At 69.5% G+C, this 3,399-nt stretch carries 3 protein-coding genes; all 3 read right to left on the bottom strand.

Going from position 1 to position 3,399, the window contains the following annotated elements; all coding sequences use genetic code 11:
* Positions 1-111: 111 nt before the first annotated feature.
* Positions 112-1,188, bottom strand: a complete 1,077-nt coding sequence (locus AC13HU_RS34500) for an MCE family protein (protein WP_483045939.1) — start codon at positions 1,186-1,188, stop codon at positions 112-114.
* Positions 1,185-2,216, bottom strand: coding sequence for an MCE family protein (locus AC13HU_RS34495; protein WP_483045938.1), 1,032 nt, complete (start codon positions 2,214-2,216; stop codon positions 1,185-1,187). The genes AC13HU_RS34500 and AC13HU_RS34495 overlap by 4 nt, the downstream gene beginning before the upstream one ends.
* Positions 2,213-3,399, bottom strand: a 1,187-nt coding sequence (locus AC13HU_RS34490; RefSeq protein WP_483045937.1) for an MCE family protein, incomplete at its 5' end; no start/stop codon positions are given. The genes AC13HU_RS34495 and AC13HU_RS34490, both read right to left, overlap by 4 nt.

The raw sequence follows: 3,399 nt of genomic DNA, 5'->3' as shown, positions 1-3,399 counted from the left end.
GCTCCTCGCCGCTCGCACGGCCCGCGCCGCCCTCGCCGTCCTCCCGCGGGAGGTCCGGCAGCGTCAGTCTGCTGGTGCGGCTGGTACGGCGCAGCCGCCGCGGGAACCCGGTCACGACGCTCCTCCGGTCGCCTTGGGCGGCATGCAGCCGGTGGTCGGCGGGGTGCCGCTCGGCAGGTAGCTCTTCGGCACCAGTCCGCACAGGTAGCTGTCGAACCAGCGGCCGTTGCCGAGGGTGTTGCCGACCACCTGGTAGTAGGGGCCGGCCAGCGCCAGCACCTTGTCGAGGCTGCTCTGGTTGGCGAGCAGCACGTTGGTGACGCGGTCGAGGGCGTCCAGCGTGGGGGCGAGCTGCTTGTCGTTGTCGGCGACCAGGCCGTTGAGTTGGATGCCCAGGTTCTGGGTGCCGGTGAGCAGGGAGTGGATGGCGGTCCGCCGTTTCTCGACCTCCCCGAGCAGCAGGGTGCCGTCGGAGATCAGCTCCTGGAAGCGGCTGTTCTGGTCGGAGAGGGTCTTGGTGAGCTTCTTGCTGCCGCTGAGCAGCGAGGCGAGCTGCGCGTCGCGGCTGGAGATGGTCTTGGACAGCGACGACAGGCCGGTGGCGGCGGTCCGCACGGAGGCCGGGGTGTCCTTGAACGTGTCGGAGATCGCCTGGAAGCTCGCGGCGAGCTGGTTCGTGTCGATCGCGTCGAAGGTCTGCCCGAGCCCGTTGAACGCCTGCGTGACGTCGTACGGCGAGGTGGTGCGGGACTTGGGGATGGTGTCGCCGGGGTCCTGCTTGCGGTCGCCGAGCGGGTCCAGCGCGAGGTACTTCTCGCCGAGCAGCGTCTTGATGCCGATGGCGGCGGTGCTGGCGTCGCCGATCCAGGTGTGCCGGACCCGGAAGGTGACCTTGACCTGGTCGCCGTCCAGCCCCACGTGGGTGACCTTGCCGACCTTGACGCCCGCGACCCGCACCTCGTTGCCGCTCCTGATGCCGGCCGCCTCGGTGAAGTGGGCGGAGTAGGTGGTGCCGCCGCCGATCAGCGGCAGCGCGTCGGCGTTGTAGGCGACGAGGCTGAGCAGGGCGAGCACCAGCAGGCCGACGATGCCGACCGCGACCTGGTTGCGCTCGCGCAGCGGCCGGAAGAGCGGGCGGCCGCGCCGGGCGGGGTTGCGCCGGCGGAGCGTGGGCGGTCTCAGCCTCATGACCGGCACCTCGATTCGGTGATCGCTATACCGGTGGGCGGCGCGCTGCCGTCGGAGGTGGTCACGCCGTGCACCGTGGCCTGGCACAGGTAGAGGTTGAGCCACGAGCCGTAGGACGCCAGCCGGCCGATCGTCTGGAACTTCCCCGGGGTGGTGGTGAGGAACTTCTGCAACTGCGGTGTGTTGTCACCGAGGTTGGTGGAGACCCGGTTGAGCTGGGCGATGGAGTTCTTCAGCGGCTGCCGGCCGTCCTGGAGCAACCCGGCGGTGCTGGTGGTGAGTTGGGAGATGGCGGTGATGGACTGGCCGATCGGCTCGCGGTCGGCGGAGAAGCCGGTGACCAGTTGCTGGAGCGAGGTGATCAGGTCGTTGAAGCCGGTCTCCCGGGTGTTGATGGTGGTCAGCACCGAGTTGAGGTTGTCGATCACCTGGCCGATCACCTGGTCCTTCGCGGCGAGCGTGGTGGTGAGCGAGCCGATGTTGCTGAGCAGGCTGTCCACGGTGCCGCCCTCGCCCTGGAGGACCTGCACGATCTCCCCGGAGAGCTGGTTGACGTCCTTCGGGGAGAGTCCCTCGAAGAGCGGCTGGAAACCGTTGAAGAGTTCGGTGAGGTCCAGCGCGGGCGTGGTGTGGCCGAGGGGGATGGTGGCGCCCGGGTGCAGGCCGGCGCCGACCGGGCCGCTGCCCTGCTCCAGGTCGATGTAACGCTGGCCGACCAGGTTGAGGTACTTGATGGTCGCGGTGGCCGAGGCGGGCAGGGTACGGCCCTTCTGCACGGAGAAGTGCACCTTCGCGACCCGGTGCCTGACCACCTTGATCGACTCGACCTGGCCGACCTTGACGCCGGCGATCCGGATGCTGTCGCCCTTGTTGAGCCCGGTGGTGTCGGTGAACTCGGCGTTGTAGCCGGAGGTGTTGCCGACCCCGGCGCCCGCGATGCTCACCGCGAGCACCGTGGTGGCGAACGCGGTGACCAGGATGAAGATCAGCGACTTGATGATCGGCCCGGTCAGGCTGCTGCGGTTCACTTCACCGTCACCGCCGCCCCGCGGTAGACCGGCCCGGTCAGCAGGCTGCTCCAGTCCGGCAGGCTCCCGGGCGAGGTGTTCATGCTGGGCGCGATCAACTCGTTGACCAGCTCGTTCTCCTGCGGGGAGTTGGCGATCGGGGTGGTGCCGCGGCCGTTGTACGGGACCGGGTAGCACTGCGGGCCGCCGCTCGCGTCGTACACCGGGGTGTCCTTGCCGGCCACGTACTTGCCGCGGGAGGCGACGGCGGTGACGTTGACGTGCAGGCCGGGCTCGTCGGTGCCCTTGCCGAGCACCTTGTCCATCGCCGGCACGAAGTCGGCGAGGGTGCGCAGCGTGCAGGGGAAGGACGGGGCGTACTCGGCGAGCAGTTGCAGGGTGCCGCGGCTGTCGGCGGCGAGGTGGATCAGGTTCTCCTTGTTCTGCCGCAGGTAGGTGGTGATGTCCTGCGCGGTGGCGGTCGTCGAGCCGTACAGCGTGCTGAGGTTGGCCTGCTGCTGGGCGATGGTGCCGCTGGTCTTGGTGAAGTCGGTGAGCGCCTGCACGATGTCGGGCGCGGCCGCGTTGTAGGTGTTGCTGACCGTCACCAGTTGCTTGATGTCGTCGGTGAGCGCGGGCAGTTGGGGGTTGAGCTTGGTGAGGTAGTGGTCGAGCTGGACCAGGGTGGTGCCGAGTTCCTGGCCGCGGCCGTCGAGCGCGGTGGCGACCGCGTTCAGGGTGGCGGCGAGCTTCTGCGGCTGGACGGCCGTCAGCAGTGGCATCACGTTGTCCAGGACCTGTTCGAGTTCGACCGCGTCGGCCGAGCGGTCCTGCGGGATGGTGCTGTGCGCGGCCAGCGCGGGACCACCCGAGGGGTTGTCGGCCGGCGGCACGAGCGCGACGAACCGCTCGCCGAACAGCGTGGTCGGCAGCATCTGCGCGGTGACGCCGGCCGGGATCTGGTGCAGCCTGCCGGGGTCGATGGCCAGCGTCAGCCGGGCGCCGGTGCCGTTGGCGTGGATGGCGGTGACCCGGCCGACCACGACGCCGCGCATCTTCACGTCGGCGCCCAGGTTCATCTCGTTGCCGGCGCTTCCGGTGTCCACCGTGACCTTGGCGTCGTTGCTGAACGACTTGTCGTAGACGGCGATCGCGAGCCAGGCCAGCAGCGCGGGCACCAGCAGGAAGATGATGCCGGCGGTAC

The organism is Streptomyces sp. NH27, assembly GCF_056859195.1.
This window is presented reverse-complemented; position numbering and strand designations above follow the sequence as displayed.

What these genes read in the sequence shown, in the direction of transcription:
- AC13HU_RS34500 (WP_483045939.1), bottom strand. Translation starts at nt 1,188, where the DNA reads ATGAGGCTGAGACCGCCCACGCTCCGCCGGCGCAACCCCGCCCGGCGC.